9 protein-coding genes and 1 pseudogene are annotated in these 16125 nt (G+C 59.3%); 4 read left to right on the forward strand and 6 right to left on the reverse strand.

Going from position 1 to position 16125, the window contains the following annotated elements:
* The first annotated feature begins 566 nt into the window (after positions 1–566).
* On the forward strand, positions 567–3392 hold the full coding sequence (locus ACQ4WZ_RS19010) for a TonB-dependent receptor domain-containing protein (protein ID WP_243858435.1): 2826 nt from the start codon (positions 567–569) through the stop codon (positions 3390–3392).
* Between the two features lie 86 nt (positions 3393–3478).
* Here the strand turns inward: ACQ4WZ_RS19010 and ACQ4WZ_RS19015 are convergent.
* Positions 3479–3730, reverse strand: a pseudogene (locus ACQ4WZ_RS19015) (RsmE family RNA methyltransferase); the annotation flags it as partial.
* 922 nt (positions 3731–4652) lie between these two features.
* Between ACQ4WZ_RS19015 and ACQ4WZ_RS19020 the strand changes: the two are divergent.
* Complete coding sequence (locus ACQ4WZ_RS19020; protein ID WP_180338579.1) at positions 4653–7319, forward strand: TonB-dependent receptor domain-containing protein; 2667 nt, start codon at positions 4653–4655, stop codon at positions 7317–7319.
* A 119-nt stretch (positions 7320–7438) separates the two neighbouring features.
* Here the strand turns inward: ACQ4WZ_RS19020 and ACQ4WZ_RS19025 are convergent, their stop codons facing one another.
* Positions 7439–8176, reverse strand: a complete 738-nt coding sequence (locus tag ACQ4WZ_RS19025; RefSeq protein WP_436574229.1) for a 16S rRNA (uracil(1498)-N(3))-methyltransferase — start codon at positions 8174–8176, stop codon at positions 7439–7441.
* Positions 8177–8363: 187 nt separating this feature from the next.
* On the opposite strand from ACQ4WZ_RS19025, the gene tkt reads away from it, so the two are divergent.
* Together tkt and gap are read left to right on the forward strand one after the other, a co-directional pair.
* The gene (tkt, locus tag ACQ4WZ_RS19030) at positions 8364–10361 is read left to right on the forward strand and encodes a transketolase (RefSeq protein ID WP_436574230.1); all 1998 of its coding nucleotides are present in this window, start codon (positions 8364–8366) and stop codon (positions 10359–10361) included.
* Positions 10362–10437: 76 nt separating this feature from the next.
* The gene (gene gap, locus ACQ4WZ_RS19035; protein WP_436574231.1) at positions 10438–11448 is read left to right on the forward strand and encodes a type I glyceraldehyde-3-phosphate dehydrogenase; all 1011 of its coding nucleotides are present in this window, start codon (positions 10438–10440) and stop codon (positions 11446–11448) included.
* 60 nt (positions 11449–11508) lie between these two features.
* On the opposite strand, the gene ACQ4WZ_RS19040 is transcribed toward gap, so the two are convergent.
* The 4 genes from ACQ4WZ_RS19040 to glnE all read right to left on the reverse strand — a co-directional run bounded on the left by ACQ4WZ_RS19040 (position 11509) and on the right by glnE (position 15970).
* Positions 11509–11697, reverse strand: coding sequence for a hypothetical protein (locus ACQ4WZ_RS19040; protein ID WP_133994032.1), 189 nt, complete (start codon positions 11695–11697; stop codon positions 11509–11511).
* A gap of 138 nt (positions 11698–11835) precedes the next feature.
* Complete coding sequence (locus ACQ4WZ_RS19045) at positions 11836–12612, reverse strand: YoaK family protein (protein ID WP_436574232.1); 777 nt, start codon at positions 12610–12612, stop codon at positions 11836–11838.
* Between the two features lie 27 nt (positions 12613–12639).
* Complete coding sequence (locus ACQ4WZ_RS19050; RefSeq protein ID WP_101484067.1) at positions 12640–13116, reverse strand: cache domain-containing protein; 477 nt, start codon at positions 13114–13116, stop codon at positions 12640–12642.
* 97 nt (positions 13117–13213) lie between these two features.
* Positions 13214–15970, reverse strand: coding sequence for a bifunctional [glutamate--ammonia ligase]-adenylyl-L-tyrosine phosphorylase/[glutamate--ammonia-ligase] adenylyltransferase (glnE, locus tag ACQ4WZ_RS19055; protein WP_436574233.1), 2757 nt, complete (start codon positions 15968–15970; stop codon positions 13214–13216).
* Between the last annotated feature and the right edge of the window lie 155 nt (positions 15971–16125).

Below are 16125 nucleotides of genomic sequence, written 5' to 3' on the forward strand. Positions count from 1 at the left end.
CGCCAACAGACCGGGTTTTTGGCAGCCGCATGCCAGGCAGGATGGCTGCGGGACTGCCTCTGCATGCTGTAACACATTGGTGCATCATGCAGGGCCCTGTGATAGGGAAAGCGAGGATTTTTGCCTGCGTTGGCTGTTGTTTCTTACGGCGCCAGGCAATCCCGTCCATTTTATTTTTTGGTCTGGATGCACCAAAAAGTGGCGCATCGAACACGGTTGTGTAGCTACTGCACTGTATTGGTGCAATTGCGATTTTTAATCGGTATTGCTGCGATTGTTTTGGCTGGGAATTCAGGCAGAAGCGCAAAAAAAAGTGTTGTTTCTTTGTTGAATGTATTTTTTGCTATTATTGACAGTGCAGCTATTGAAGTGTTTTCATGGCGGACTGTCATAGTAACGTTGCTGGTTCGCTCATAAAGCGATAAACGGTTGGAGACACTGCCGACGGCACGGAGGAAAGACATTAAACATAATTTTATGTTTACCAGAGCCTGACTAGATCAGTAGGTATTATTAAAATCGGAGAACTTATGCATCAACGCACCAAGATTGCAGTAGCAGTAGCGATGGCATTGAACGCACTTACCGCATTTGCCCAAGCGCAAGCTGAAGCCGAAGCTCCTCAGCGCGTCGAAATTACCGGCTCACGTATTCGCCAGGTCGACCTGGAAACGGCACAACCGGTCTCGAAGATTTCCGCACAGCAGATTCAGGCTACTGGCCTGGTCACGGTTGGCGACGTCTTGAATCAAATGACGTCGTCGGCTCCTCCTACCGGTTTCAGCAAGGGCTCGACCCTGACGTCGAACCTGGAAATGGGCGGTCAATACATCGACTTGCGCAACCTCGGCCCTGAGCGCCTGCTGGTCCTGGTCGACGGCAAGCGTTGGACGCAGTCCGTCAATGGTTATACCGATCTGTCGACCGTGCCTACGGCGATGATCGAGCGCATCGAAATTCTGAAAGATGGCGCGTCGGCGATCTACGGCTCAGATGCTATCGCAGGCGTGATCAACATCATCCTGAAAACCCGCATGACCGGTGGCGCTGTCAGCCTCTACAAGGGTATCAACGAAGGCGGCGACGGCAAATCCGAGGACTACTCGCTGACGTACGGCGCTGGCGATGAAAAAGCATCCATGATTTTCGGCATCAGCCACAGCGAACAGCGTGCCGTCTGGGCCCGTGATCGTGAAATCACCAAATACAGCCGTGGTCCTGGCCATCCAGATGCCGGTTTGGGTGGCGGCCCGTGGGGCGCGATCCGTTTGAAGAATGCAGATGGCGACTGGGGCGATCAAATGGTCCTCAATCACACTGGCGGCAAGTATGGTGACGGCGTGGGTGCCGATTCGCGTAATCCGGCCAACTACCACCCTGCCAGCGCCAGCATCAACGACGACAAATACAGCACCACCAATGACATGATGTTCCAGGCGCCGACGGCCCTGACGACCATCATCACCAAAGGTGAAATCGCCTTGCCGAAGGACCTGCGCCTGAAGACGACGGCAATGTATTCCGAGCGTACTTCGAGCACGCAAAATGGCGGCTACCCGCTGCAGTCGGCTACGCAAGAAGCGTTCCCTGTGTACATCGACAAAGACAGCTATTTCAACCCGTACGGCAGTTCCGTCGCTGGCGCGGGCAATGGCCAGGATCTGTACTTCAACCGCCGTACTGTAGAGCGTCCACGCATAACAGAAAACCGTAGCCAGACCCTGCATATTGATGCAGTGCTGGAAGGCGACTTCACATTGCGCGGTTTGCCGTGGAACTGGAGCGCAGGTTACAACCACAACTCCGTTGCGGGCAACATCAAGGGCACGGGCAACCTCAACTTGCTGAACCTGAAAAAGGCCCTCGGCCCATCGTTCAAGAATGCCAGCGGCGTCGTGCAGTGCGGTACGGCAGAGAACCCGATTGCCTTGGGTGCCTGCGTGCCGTTCAATGTCCTGGGCGGCCCGTCCGCTTCGAACAAGCAGGCGCTGGACTACGTGATGGCCACCGGTCAATCGACCTATGGCAGCACGATCAACAGCGCGACCGCTGACATGGCCGGTGAATTGTTCTCCCTGCCAGCTGGCGCAGTCGGCATCGCAGGTGGCCTGGAGCACCGTTCCGTGCGTGGCTTTGACCAGCCTGGCCAGTTTGAGCAATCGGGTTACTCGTCCGACCTGGCCGGTAATGCTACCTATGGTAACTACTCGGTCAAGGAAGCGTATCTGGAAGCAAACATTCCAGTATTGAAAGACAAGCCGTTTGCAAAATTGCTGTCCTTGAACGTGGCATCGCGCTACTCCGACTACAGCAACTTTGGCAGCACCACCAATAGCAAAGTCAGTTTCATGTGGAAACCGGTGGACGACTTCCTGGCACGTGGTACCTGGGCCGAGGGCTTCCGCGCTCCATCGCTGGGCGACACGTTTGGTGGCGGCACGCAGTCGTTCGATGAATACATGGACATCTGCGACAGCGTCAATGGCCAGCGTAACAATCCAACCGTGGCAGCGAACTGCCTTGCAGGTGGTGCGCCAGCCGGTTACCGTCAAGTTGATCAGTCGGGCAACCCAGTCGATGCAGGTGGCAATCAGTCGAACGTGGCATTCCAGGCAGGTGCTGGTAACGCCGCGCTGAAACCGGAAATCGCCAAGACTAAGACCTTGGGCTTCGTCTACAACCCATCGTTCATTCCTGGCCTGAACGCTTCGCTGGACTGGTTCAAAGTCAGCGTCAAGAACCGTATCACGGCAGTTGACGCCGATTTCGTGCTGGAACAGTGCTACCTGAAAAATGTGTCGTCGTATTGCGCGGTCATCAAGCGCGATCTCGCTGGTAACGTGATCAGCTTGGCTCGCGGAAATGCCAACCTGGGCGAATTGTCGACTGAAGGCGTCGACATCGGTCTCGGCTACCGTCTGCCACGCACCGCGTACGGCCAATTCAACATTCGTTCGGACTCGACCTGGGTCAAGTCGTTCAAGAGCAAGAGCTCGGATGAATCTGAATGGCAAGAATACAACGGTGAGTACAACTACAATCGCTTCAAGACGAATTTGACGGTTGACTGGAGCATGGGCAACTGGAGCGCCGCGGTTACCTCGCGTTATGCGAGCGGTGTGAAGGGCAAGTGCTACTCGCCTACGGAAGAGTGCAGCAATCCAGATGGCGATGCAAGCTTTGGCCGTTACAACAAAATGGGTTCGGTTACGTACACCGACTTGAGCGTTGGTTACAAAACGCCATGGAAAGGCCAGATCCTGGTCGGCGCCAACAATGTTTTCGACAAGGCTCCACGCATCACCTACAGCGGCAATTCGTCGGGCAGCTCGGTTGATCCTAATGCGCCTATCGATCGTTTCGTCTACGTGCGTTACAACCAGGCTTTCTAATCGGGCGCGCCGCAAGGCGCGTTGGCTGATAGTCTAAATACAACCCGCCAGGTTCGCCTGGCGGGTTTTTTTTGTCTCGACACGCCACCCCGCAAGGCGCTCAGCGTCGCCAGGGCCGTCAATCCCGCCGTTTCCGTGCGCAGGATGCGCGGCCCCATAGCCAGGCCGATGGCGCCAGCCGCGATGGCGGCTTTTTCTTCCGTCTCGGTAAAGCCGCCTTCCGGCCCCACCATCACCGTGATCGCTTGCGGCGGCTGGTAACGGGCCCAGTTGGCCAGCGACTGTTCCTCCCGCGGCGTCAGGATGGCGTGCCTGTGTAGATCATGCAGGCGCGTCCAGTCGTACAAGGCATCTCGGTATGACGCAGGCGCTGATGGCCGCTACTTCAGCAGACACTGGCATGCACGGTCTCTATATGGTGAGCCGAACAGGCGGCGGCAATACCGCTCCGTTCGCCGAAAGGGCGGGATGACTGAGAAGTCAGGCCGCTTTTTTACCCAAATTTTTCTCCATCGGCGATCTCACCAGCATGCAGGGTAGTCTCCCGCCCTCAGTTCGGCAGGATTGCCGCAAAGCGGCCGCGCCGTGCCTCCTGTATCTGGCGTCGCCCGCGTTTGAGCAGCAGCCGATTTAACAATTCATTCTGGACGTCTTGATATTTGACGGCGAAACGGGTGACTACAGTATTCCATTTCGATAGTTACCGTGTTATCCAACAAAAATATTGACTTTATCAATTTATTTGTATTTTGTTAGGCTTGGTTGGGAAATTTTGATGTGTAAGGCGCTACCCAGGACAAGCGGTTTTCATGACGTTTTCATTCGAGAGATAGCCGTGGCCGCCATGCTGGAAGACGGTCGGCATGGCGGTGCCGCGGCAGGCCAGTTTTGCCGCCCGGAGCAAGATAAATAGTTGAGTAAAATGAAAACATTGCTCAATTTAAATGTAAAAAAACAACAGAAAAAGAGTATTTGACAGTTTTTTCTGCAATCCCTTTAGGATTCGACAATGTTAATTGACAATATTTTTTCTGTTACAGATACTTACTTGTGTCAAAAATTTTGATACATAAAAAGTGCCACATGAGCCACTGTGATCCAGTTGCCTGGTGTTCATTAAAAATTACAAGTTGAGATTGCTAATACATGATGCTGAGTAAACCAAAATTAAGCCCTATCAGTAAGGCGGTGTTTTTTGCTTTGAGCGCCATTGCTGCCTCCGCCCACGCACAAAATACAGCAGGTACCGCAGAGCCGGTCATGCAACGTGTTGAAGTGACTGGTTCGAACATCAAGCGCATGGATAGCGAAACCGCCTCGCCGGTGACCGTAATGCGCCGTGATGAAATCAAGGCGACTGGCGCCAATACCGTGCGCCAGATTCTCGATACGCTGACCTCGTTCGACACGGGCGCGATCAAGGATGACGGCAACTCCACCAGCTTTGCACGCGGTGCGTCCGGCGCATCGATGCGTGGCCTGGGCACAGGCGCCACCCTGGTGCTGGTCAATGGCCGCCGCGTTTCCAATTATCCGTTCGCCAATGGCGCCAAAGATACCTTCGTCAACCTCGATTCCATTCCGGCCGACGTGATCGACCGCGTCGAGGTGCTCAAGGACGGCGCTTCCGCGATCTACGGTTCCGATGCCCTGGCTGGCGTGATCAACATCATCACCCGCAAGAGCTTCCAGGGCGTCAGCACCAGCGCCAACTATCAGCAGGGCATCGACCCTAACATCGGCAAGCAAACGACGGTTGGCCTGTTGGCTGGTTACGGCGATCTGGAAAAAGACCGCTACAACGTGTTCTTCAACGTCGAAGGTTACAAGCGTGAAGGCTACAAGCTCAGCAAGGTGCTGCGCGAGTATCCTGAGTGGCACAAAAAATATGTTTCCACCGCCTTCGGCGATCCTAGCCTGACTTCGTTCCCGGGCAACTTGAACGAAAGCGGCCGCAAGGTGCGTCAAGCAGTCAAAGGCTGTAGCACTTTCAATGCTGCCGGCCTGTGTGTGAGCGACTTGAACGGCATTAACCCGTCGTCGGATGGCGCCGAACGCGTCAATCTGTACAGCGCCTTGCACTTCAAGCTCAGCGACACCACGCGCGGTTTCGCGGAAGTGTCGTATTCGGAAACCCGCACCAATTACTCGCCGCTGCCATTCGGCATGGCTGCCGGTTCGCCATGGACCTGGTTCGACGGTAATGTGAAGAAATCGCAAACCGTGCAGAAACCTAAATTGCCGGCCAATTCCGCCTACAATCCGTATAACTTCCCGGTTGGCCTCGATTATCGCTTCATGGATTCCAACATGGATTGGACTTCGCCGGCAAAAGCGACGCAGTACCGTGTCATGGCCGGCCTGGAAGGCACGATCGGCGCCTATGACTGGGAAGCCACCATCGGGCGTACCGGCGGCGAGGGTACCCTGCGCAGCCGTGGCGCCCACCGTGACCGCCTGCCTGCCGCGATTGTCAGCGGCGAGTACAAGTTAGGTGGTGGCAACAGTGATGAGTTGTTGAACCGCATGTTCCCAGTCGCAGGTACCGATTCCCACCTGTCGACCAACTTCATCGATGCCAAGCTGTCTGGCGACCTGATGCCCCTGCCTGGCGGTCAATTGGCATTTGCTTTTGGCGCCGAGTTGCGTCAAGAAAAGATGTACATCAAGTCGGTCGATGCCGTGATGAATGCCGAGATCATCAATACAGGTTCCCTGTGGATCGATGGCCAGCGCAATCTGAGCGCCGCATTTCTGGAGCTGAACGCGCCCGTATTGAAAGGCCTGGAGTTGAACGGCGCGCTGCGTCTGGACAAGGCGCCAGGCTTTTCGGCCCACGTGTCGCCTAAATTTGCTGCGCGCTGGACGGTAACGCCGAAGCTGATGTTGCGCGGTACGTTAGCCGGTGGATTCCGCGCTCCGAATATCCCGGAATCGCTGGGTAAAGTGGGCGTGACCGGTTTCTACAACAGCCAGCTTGATCCAAAACGTTGCGCAACCGCAACCGCAATCCGCGATATCCTGAAAAAGGGCACTGCCAGCGACGTTTCCGATTCGTCTACGGCCTATAACTCGGGTTGCCTGACTTCGGTTCCGGTCATGATTTCGTCGAGCTCGACCTTGAAACCGGAAACCTCGCGCAGTCTGACCTTGGGCTTTGTGGCAGAACCGATCAAGAACGTCAGCGTCGCTGTCGATTACTTCAAGATCGAACGCCGGGACGAGATCGCCACGCGCGACGTAGCGTACGTGCTGGCCCGTGAAGATGTGCCTGGCTATGCTGAAAAACTGGCGCGCAATCCGATCAGCGACACCGATCGCCGTCTGGCAGCACGTGCCAACGAACTGTCGCCAGGCGCGAACCTCGCCTGGGGTACTGGTACCATTCAATCGCTGTTCCTGGGCTATGAAAACTTCGGCAAGACCGAGACGCAGGGCGTGGACATCGATGTGAACGGCCGCTTTTCGGCTGGCGAGTATGGTACCGTTACGATGGGTCTGGCGACCACGGTCAACCTGAAGCTGCGTTACTGGGACATCGACGCCAACCAATACCGTCCAAACACCGTCGGCTTGCGTGGCACCCCGCGTGTCGTGTCGGTATTCAGCACGGCATGGCGCAAAGGTCCGGTCACGGCTGGCGTGCGCGTCAACTACACGTCGGGAACGGCATTGAACAACGACGAGACGGATCAGGATACCTGGAATGAAGCCGGTTGCCGCGCTGCATTGAAAGGCGATAACTTGCCATGCCGCGTGGGTAGTGATGTGCGCACCGATCTGAACTTTGCATACACGGGCTTCAAAAACCTGCGTTTGCTGGCGAATATCAACAACGTCTTCGATGAACAGCGTCCAATCAATGTGCGTGACGGCTACACGCTGCGTCCACGTACCCTGAAACTGGGTGCCGAATACACGTTCTAATAGGAAAAGAAGGGCAGCGCCAGAACGGGCTGCCTGATGACCTGGTGCCGCTTACATGGTATGCGGCACTTCTGGCGCAGTGCGGGAAACCGCGCTGCGCTTTTTTTCGCTTATGCCATTTACATCCCGCCCCACAGTGCACTCAGCGTCGCCAGCGCCGTCAATCCCGCCGTTTCCGTGCGCAGGATGCGCGGCCCCATAGCCAGGCCGATGGCGCCAGCCGCGATGGCGGCTTTTTCTTCCGCCTCGGTAAAGCCGCCTTCCGGCCCCACCATCACCGTGATCGCTTGCGGCGGCTGGTGACGGGCCCAGTCGGCCAGCGACTGCTCCGCGCGCGGCGTCAAGATGATGCGCGTATTGTTATGATTCGGTAAATCTTGCTGGCGAATCCAGCTGTTGAAGTCTTGCAGCGGCGCCAGCTGGGCCAGGCGGTTGCGCCCGCATTGTTCCGAGGCGGAGACGATGATGCCTTGCCAATGCGCGAGTTTTTTCTCGGCCCGTTCGGCGGACAGGCGCACGACGCACCGCTGCGCCGACAGCGGCACGATGCCGGCTGCGCCCAGTTCAATGGCTTTTTCGATGATCCAGTCCATTTTGGATGCTTCCGGCAGCGCTTGCGCCAGGGTCACGGCATACGGCAGCTCCGCTTCGCGCGCCACATGCGTCTGTATTTCAGCCGTCACGCTGCGCTTGGCGACCGCCACCAGGCTGGCTTGCACTTCGCCGCCTTCGCCATTGAACAGGGTGATGAGGTCGCCCGGCACCAGGCGCACGACCTGGATATGGTGGGCGACAGCCTCCGGCAGGGAAACGGTGGCGCCAGCGACGAGTGGCTGGGGGCAGAAAAAACGCGGCATGCAAATCCTCAACGGGGGGTAAGTGGGGTGGAAAGACGTCAAAGTATAGCCATTTGGCGGGCCAGTACGCCGCAATTCTAATTTGCAGCCCCCCAGTCTGGTAAAATAGTTGACTACAGAAAGCAGCCGGCTTCCCTGCCCGCGCTGTTGCAAACGAATCCCAAACTCGCGACTGACCCACACCATCATGACAACTACGCTCCCGACTACCAAAATGGCCAATGCGATCCGCGCACTGGCAATGGACGCTGTACAAAAGGCCAACTCCGGCCATCCAGGCATGCCAATGGGCATGGCCGAGATCGCAGTTGCTCTGTGGAGTGGTCACTATCGCCACAATCCAGCGAATCCAAAATGGCAGAACCGCGACCGTTTCCTCCTGTCGAATGGCCACGGCTCGATGCTGCACTACGCGCTGCTGCACCTGACGGGCTACGAGCTGTCGATGGATGACATCAAGGCCTTCCGCCAGATGCATTCGAAAACCCCGGGCCATCCGGAAGTCGATGTCACGCCCGGCGTGGAAACGACCACCGGCCCGCTGGGCCAGGGCATCGCCAACGCCGTCGGCATGGCCTTGTCGGAACAATTGCTGGCCGCTGAATTCAACAAGCCTGGCCACGACATCGTCAATCACTACACCTACGCCTTCGTCGGCGACGGTTGCCTGATGGAAGGTATTTCGCACGAAGTGTGCGCGCTGGCCGGCACCCTGGGCTTGAACAAGCTGATCGCCCTGTACGACGACAACGGCATTTCCATCGACGGCAAAGTCGAAGGCTGGTTTACGGACGACACCCCGGCCCGCTTCGAAGCGTACGGCTGGAACGTCATCCGCGCTGTCGACGGTCATGACGTTGCCGCCGTGGCTGCCGCCATCGCCGCCGCCAAGACCGCATCGAAGCCAACCTTGATCTGCTGCAAGACCATCATCGGCAAGGGTTCGCCGAACCTGCAAGGTGGCGACAAGGTCCACGGCGCCGCGCTGGGCGACAAGGAAATTGCTGCCGTGCGCGAATACATCGGCTGGGATGCCGCACCGTTCGAGATGCCGGCCGACGTGTACGCCGCCTGGGATGCGAAGAAACAAGGCGCCCTGCTGGAAGCGGACTGGAACGAGCGCTTTGGCGCCTACAGCCGCGAATTCCCGCAGCAAGCCGCTGAACTGACCCGCCGCATGCAGGGCGAGTTGCCGCAGGCATTCGAAGCGGCCCTGAGCGCCGCCATCGCTTCCTGCGTCGAGAAGAAAGAAAACATCGCCACCCGCAAGGCCAGCCAGAACGCCATCCAGGCACTGGCCTCGTCCTTGCCGGAATTTTTGGGCGGCTCCGCCGACCTGACCGGTTCGAACCTGACCAACTGGAAAGAATGCGTGGCCGTGCGTTCGGGCCAGCCTGGCAACCATATCAACTACGGCGTGCGCGAATTCGGCATGAGCGCCATCATGAACGGTATCACCCTGCACGGCGGCTACATCCCGTTCGGCGCCACCTTCCTGACGTTCTCCGACTACAGCCGCAATGCCCTGCGCATGGCTGCCCTGATGAAGCTGCGTTCGATCTTCGTGTTCACCCACGATTCGATCGGCCTGGGCGAAGACGGCCCGACGCACCAATCGGTCGAGCACGTCTCGTCGATGCGTCTGATCCCGAACCTGGACAACTGGCGTCCATGCGACACCGTCGAATCGGCTGCTGCCTGGGGCGCCGCCGTGCGCCGCAAGGATGGCCCGTCGACCCTGATCTTCTCGCGCCAGAACTTGCCATACCAGGAGCGTAGCGCCGAACAGATCGACAACATCTACCGCGGCGGCTATGTGCTGAACGACGTGGCGGACGCCAAGGCGATCCTGATCGCCACCGGTTCCGAAGTGGAACTGGCTGTGGCCGCCGCCAGCGCGCTGGCCTCGGAAGGCATCAATGTGCGCGTGGTGTCGATGCCGTCGACCGACGTGTATGACCGCCAGGACGCCGCCTACAAGGCCAGCGTGCTGACCAAGGGCGTGCCGCGCGTGGCCATCGAGGCTGGCGTGACCAGCTTCTGGTACAAATACGTGGGCCTGGAAGGCGCCGTGGTGGGTATCGACACGTTCGGCGAATCGGCGCCTGCCGGCGTGCTGTTCAAGCATTTCGGCTTCACGGTCGAGAACGTCGTTGCCAAGGTGAAAGCCATTATCGCTGGCTGATATTGATTTTTAACGGTCCTGGCGATGTTCTCGCCGGGGCCGTGCATGTACCTTCTTTTTTAATCAGGAGCAGAGTATGACGATCAAAGTTGCAATCAATGGCTACGGCCGCATCGGCCGTAATGTGTTGCGCGCTTTCTACGAAGGCGGCAAGAAACAGGATATCCAGATCGTTGCCATCAACGACCTGGGCGATGCCAAATCGAACGCCCACCTGACCCGCTACGACACCGCGCACGGCAAGTTCCCGGGCACGGTCACCGTCGAGGGCGACAACATGATCGTCAATGGCGATCCGATCCGCGTATTCGCACAGCGCAACCCGGCTGAAATCCCATGGGGCGAGCTGGGTGTGGACGTCGTGCTGGAATGCACGGGCTTCTTCACCACCAAAGAAAAAGCATCGGCTCACCTGAAGGGTGGCGCGAAAAAGGTCATCATCTCCGCACCAGGCGGCAAGGACGTGGACGCTACCGTTGTTTTCGGCGTCAACCACCAAGTGCTGAAATCGACCGACACCGTCATCTCGAACGCTTCGTGCACCACCAACTGCCTGGCACCGCTGGTCAAGCCACTCAACGACGCCATCGGCATCGAAACGGGCCTGATGACCACCGTGCACGCCTACACCAACGACCAGGTGCTGTCCGACGTGATGCATGAAGACCTGCGTCGCGCCCGTTCGGCCACCATGAGCATGATCCCGACCAAGACGGGCGCTGCCGCCGCTGTTGGCCTGGTGCTGCCTGAGCTGAATGGCAAGCTGGACGGCTTTGCCATCCGCGTGCCGACCATCAACGTGTCGCTGGTCGATCTGACCTTCATCGCCAAGCGCGACACCACCGTGGAAGAAGTCAACGCGCTGATGAAAGCCGCGTCGGAAGGCGCCCTGGAAGGCATCCTGACGTACCAGACCGAACCGCTGGTGTCGATCGACTTCAACCACAATCCGGCTTCGTCGAACTTCGATTCGACCCTGACCAAGGTGTCGGGCCGTTTGGTGAAAGTCTCGTCGTGGTACGACAACGAGTGGGGTTTCTCGAACCGCATGCTCGACACCACCGTTGCACTGATGGCTGCCAAGTAATTTTTTGACAGCATAAGAAAAAACGCCCTCCGGGGCGTTTTTTTTTCGTCTGTTGCCAGCCTATTCCTTGGGTTCGCACTGGTTGCGCCACTGCTCGCACGACGCCTCGACACCCTGGTAGCACATGTTGAGGATGTAGTCGCAGTTTTCCGACGGAATCCACGCGCGCACGGCGGCCGTGCTGGAGAACGAAGCTGCGGCGCCGACGGCGATGGCAAAGACAAACAGGGCTTTTTTAATGGAAATCATTTTTCTCGCTTTCACAATTGGACAACGGTAGGGTGTCGAATCAAAAGGCCGCCACGGCAGGCATGGTGAACCGGCCAGGCGCAGAAAAATATTAGCATTAAAGTCAGATTGATATTGCCTTAAAGAAAAATATTTTTATCAACGTTGCGCATGCAGGCGGCGCCGGTAGAAGCGCCACAGCAGGCGCAAGTCGCGCAGCACGGGCACGCCGGACAGCAGGGTCAGTACGCCGGCGAGCAGGATGGTGGCGGCCGGAAAGCCGATGTGCTTGAAGGCCAAGGCTCCGCTGACGCCGCCGATGAAGAAGCAGGCGATCAGCAGGCTGTGCGTTCTCAGCTTGCCGCGGTTGACCTTGACCATCCGGTCCGGCAGGTGGCGCCGGTTGTAATACGCCATCTTGCCCAGTTCGATGCCGATGTCGGTGGACAGGCCCGTCACGTGGGTGGTGCGGATGACGGCGCCCGAAATCTTCGTGATGATGGCGTTCTGCAAACCCATGACAAAGCACAGCAGCAAGATGGTGACGGGGCCCAGTATGTCGGGCATGGCCGCCAGGTAGTTACCCGCCAGGCCGAACAGCAGTAATAACGCCGCTTCCAGCAGCAGACTGGCGGCAAACTGGCTGTGCAGCCGGCGCCGCTTGCCCCAGTTCACCATGATGGCCGTCACGGCCGCGCCGCTGACAAAGGCCAGCCACGCGCCCAGCGCGGCCAGGGCCAGCGTGATATTGCCCAGGGCCAGGTCATCGGCCATGCCCGAGACGATGCCCGTCATGTGCGAGGTGTAGCCGCCGATGGCGAGAAAGCCGCCCGCATTCACGGCGCCTGCCACCAGCGCCAGCACGCAGCCCAGTTGCAGATTGGCTTGCGTATCGCGCGCCGATCCGCTCAGGCGGGACAGGTAATGGAGCGGCATGCGGATGCGGTTTCCTCTTGCCGTGGCTTATTTATAGATGCCGGAACCGACGATCATATTGTCGACCCGTTCGATGTAGCCGGATTTCTGCTCGACCACCTTGGTCAGCGGATTGGGCCACTTGAAGTCTACCCAGCCGCGTCCTGCCGGCGTGCTGGCCGTGGCGATCAGCGACTTGATGACGGTCTTGCCTTCATTGTCCTTCAGGTCGATCAGGTTTTTGCCGACCATCTTGGGATTGTTGCCGTGCGCCAGGGTGACGCCATTCATGTCGTACACATAAATATACAGGTCGCGGTCATGGAAGCTGGTGTTGGCGGGATCGGCAATGGCAGCAAAGGCCTTTTCCTTGCCATCGGCCTTGATCATGGCCACGGCGCGCTTGGTCATGGCGATGGCTTCGTCCGCGCTGCCCTTGGGGGCAGCCCATGCCGCTGCCGGCATGGCGCAGATGATGAAACTGGCAACGAGGGCGTGGATGCCCGTTTTTACACTAGTCTTCATACGCTGTCTCCTGGATGATAGCAACCCCGGCGTGGCCTGTTGTACGGCACTACTCGGAAGTGGAATTGCCTGTACGTATCATACGCCGCCGCCGGGCTTATGCAATCGTTGCGGGAAAGATCGTGTGCCACAGGCGCATCACGTTATCCGCATGCACGCGGACTCTTTCCGGTTCCACCCGGGCCAGGTCTTGTCCCTGCAGGCGCAACTGGTGCTGCAGCTTGCGCAGCGCGCGGTAGGCGTCGGCGACCAGGGCGGCCAGCTGCGCGTCGATCAACCCCAGTTCGCCGCACAGGCGCAGCAGGGCGATATTGCCCGAGTTGGCCGTCAGCTGCGGATACTGCGCCGCATGCTGCAGCACCAGGTATTGCACCATGAACTCGATGTCGATCATGCCGCCCGAATCTTGTTTCAGATCAAAGCTGCCGGGGCGGGACGGGTGGGCATCCAGCATTTTCTTGCGCATGGCCACCACTTCGGCCTTGAGCGGGCCATTTTCCGGGCGTTCCTTGCGCAAGATCGTGTCGCGGATGCGTTCGAAGTGCTTGCCGATGGCGACATCGCCAGCGCAAAAGCGCGCGCGCGTGAGCGCCTGGTGTTCCCACACCCAGGCCGCGCTGCCCTGGTAGCGCTCGAACGCCTGCACGCTGGAAACGAGCATGCCCGAGGCGCCATCGGGGCGCAGGGCGATGTCGATATCGAACAGGATGCCGGCCGAGGTGTGCGAGGTCATCCAGGTAATGAAACGCTGCGCCAGCTTGGCGTACAGGCCGGGCGCTTCCTGGTCGTCGTCGTCGAACAGGAAGATGACGTCCAGGTCGGAGACATAACCGAGTTCCTTGCCGCCCAGTTTGCCATATGCGATGACGGCGAACTTCGGCACTTCGCGGTGGCGTGTGGGCAAGGTCTGCCAGACGGCTTGCACGGTGGCGGCGACGATGATGTCGGCCAGCTGCGACAGGTAGTCGGCCAGCTTTTCCACGCTCAGGTCGCCCGCCAGGTCTTGCGCCAGGCACTGGAACAGCTGCGCGTGGTGGGTTTCGCGCAGGATATCCATCTGCCGCTCCGTGTCGCCTGGCGCGTCGTCGAGCTGGCGCTGCAGGTCCAGCGCCAGCGCGGCCGGGTCGGGCACCGTGTTGCGGATGCGTTCATCCAATAATTCGTCGAGCAGAATGGGGTGCTGCGTGAGGAAGGTGGCGGCCCAGCCGCTGGCGCACACCATGCGCACCACGCGTTCCAGTGTGTGTGGATACTCGGTTAACAATGACAGGTAGGCAGAGCGGCGCGCGATGGCTTCCAAAAAGTCGAGCAGCCGGCCCAGGGTGGCCAGCTGGCTGGCGTTACCATTGGAAACAGAGCAATCGGTGATCAGGGGCAGGGCGGAATTGACGAGGGCGACGAGGCGCGTGCGGCTCGCCTCGGGCAACGATTGCAAACGCGGCGCCTGCCACGTGGCCAGCAAACGCCGTGCGCAGGCGGCGGGCTCATGGAAGCCCAGTGCGGCAAAGCGCGCCTCGATGGCTTCCTGCTGGTCCGAGGCGGCGCAGTCGTTCGACGTTTGCGGGTCGATGCCCGTGTCGGCCGGCGGCGTGCCGCTGCTCTTGTCGCTGAACATCTCGTCGAATTGTCCTGCGACAAACACGCGGTGCGCTTCCAGCTGGGCCAGTAGGGTGGGCGTATCGGGCAAGCCCATCATCTGCGCCACGGTGAGGCGGTCGGCCTCGTTGGCGGGCAGGGTGTGGGTTTGCGCATCGTCCAGGTATTGCAAGCGGTGTTCGAGGTTGCGCAGGAAAGTGTAGGAACCCAGCAACTGTTCCACGATGGCCGGTTCCAGCAAGCCCTTGTCCGCCACCGTGCGCAGGGTAGCGCGCGTGGAACGTTCGCGCAGCTCCGCATCGCGCCCGCCACGTATCAATTGAAACACTTGCGCGAGGAATTCGATTTCGCGGATGCCGCCGCGGCCCAGCTTGACGTTGTTGCTGCGGTCCGGGTGCAGCCGCTCCTGGCGGTTGACCTCGGCGCGGATCTGGCCGTGCATGGTGCGGATGGCATCGATGACGCCAAAATCGAGGTAGCGGCGGAAGACGAAGGGCCGCACGATGGCGTCGAGCGAGGCAATGTCTTCCGGCTTGCCCGTCACGGCGCGTGCCTTGACCCAGGCATAGCGCTCCCATTCGCGGCCCTGCACGATCAGGTATTGCTCCACCATGCCCAGGCTGGCGGCCAGCGGGCCCGAGTTGCCGTTCGGGCGCAAGGCCATGTCCACGCGGAAAGTAAAGCCGTCTTGCGTGATCTCGGCCAGGGCGGCGATCAGTTTCTTGCCCATGCGAATGAAAAACTCATGATTGGACAGGCTGCGCTGGCCCGGCTGAGTGGCGACCGTATCGCCATCTTCCGGATAGACAAAGATCAGGTCGATGTCCGACGAGACGTTCAGCTCGCCGCCTCCCTGCTTGCCCATCGCCAGCACCATCAAGGCCTGTTCCTCGCCCGATTCCTCGCCGACGGGCATGCCGTGCAGGGCCACCATCTCGGCCATGATGGCGTCCACATGCGTGCGGATGGCGAAATCGGCAAAGCCCGTCATGGCCGTGACGACCTCGTTCAAGTCCGCCTGGCCGCCCAGATCGCGCTCGATCAGGCCGCAGACGAGCAGGTTGCGCAGGCGGCGCATGGCGCGCTCGGCCGGCAGCGGGGGCGTGGCGGCGTTCGCCTGCTCAAGCAGCGCGGCGGAAAAATCGAGCCCGTCGAGCGGCGCGCGCACCAGTTGCGCTACTTGCGCGGCGCGCTCGGGGGCGGCGCCCAGCCAGCGCTGGTAGAAACGGGAGGCGGAGATCAAAGGCTGTGTGCTCATGGTGTTGGTAAGGGTCTCGTGAATGCTGCGTGCATGGTTCTTGTTTAACTTGGCTGCGAACGGCGGGGGATGCGGTAAAATTGTGCCGCTGGCGCGAATGCCGCCGGCAGGGCGTGCTCTTCCGGACGATGGTAAGGGAGGCTTTGCTCAGAAGC

This window comes from Janthinobacterium darwini (assembly GCF_051380905.1).
Lineage (GTDB): Bacteria > Pseudomonadota > Gammaproteobacteria > Burkholderiales > Burkholderiaceae_D > Janthinobacterium.

What these genes read in the sequence shown, in the direction of transcription:
- ACQ4WZ_RS19010 (WP_243858435.1), top strand. Translation starts at nt 567, where the DNA reads ATGGCATTGAACGCACTTACCGCATTTGCCCAAGCGCAAGCTGAAGCC.
- ACQ4WZ_RS19020 (WP_180338579.1), top strand. Translation starts at nt 4,653, where the DNA reads ATGCAACGTGTTGAAGTGACTGGTTCGAACATCAAGCGCATGGATAGC.
- ACQ4WZ_RS19025 (WP_436574229.1), bottom strand. Translation starts at nt 8,176, where the DNA reads ATGCCGCGTTTTTTCTGCCCCCAGCCACTCGTCGCTGGCGCCACCGTT.
- tkt (WP_436574230.1), top strand. Translation starts at nt 8,364, where the DNA reads ATGACAACTACGCTCCCGACTACCAAAATGGCCAATGCGATCCGCGCA.
- gap (WP_436574231.1), top strand. Translation starts at nt 10,438, where the DNA reads ATGACGATCAAAGTTGCAATCAATGGCTACGGCCGCATCGGCCGTAAT.
- ACQ4WZ_RS19040 (WP_133994032.1), bottom strand. Translation starts at nt 11,697, where the DNA reads ATGATTTCCATTAAAAAAGCCCTGTTTGTCTTTGCCATCGCCGTCGGC.
- ACQ4WZ_RS19045 (WP_436574232.1), bottom strand. Translation starts at nt 12,612, where the DNA reads ATGCCGCTCCATTACCTGTCCCGCCTGAGCGGATCGGCGCGCGATACG.
- ACQ4WZ_RS19050 (WP_101484067.1), bottom strand. Translation starts at nt 13,116, where the DNA reads ATGAAGACTAGTGTAAAAACGGGCATCCACGCCCTCGTTGCCAGTTTC.
- glnE (WP_436574233.1), bottom strand. Translation starts at nt 15,970, where the DNA reads ATGAGCACACAGCCTTTGATCTCCGCCTCCCGTTTCTACCAGCGCTGG.